General features: G+C 66.1%; 1 protein-coding gene. It reads left to right on the top strand.

Translation table 11 applies throughout. The annotated features are described in order from the left end of the window. The coding region (locus AC0IYH_RS34135) for an autotransporter domain-containing protein (protein ID WP_471838925.1) at positions 1-233 on the top strand (233 nt) is incomplete at both ends.

Here is a 233-nt window from a genome sequence, read left to right as displayed (position 1 = left end):
GCCTTCCTGTCGTTCGACGCGGTGCGCCAATTCGACGGCGCGATCGGATCGGAAACGGTGCAGCGCCGGGCGGATTCCGACTGGAACGGCATGCTGTACTCCGGCTCCGGCTCCGTGTCGTACGAGCACGTCGTCGGCCAGTTCAGCCTGCGGCCGATCGTCGCCCTGGAATATCACAAGCTCAACGAGGACGCGTACCGGGAAACCGGCGGCGGCACCGCATACGACCTGAC

The sequence above is a fragment of the Pseudomonas sp. AC463 genome (assembly GCF_979253585.1).
This window is presented reverse-complemented; position numbering and strand designations above follow the sequence as displayed.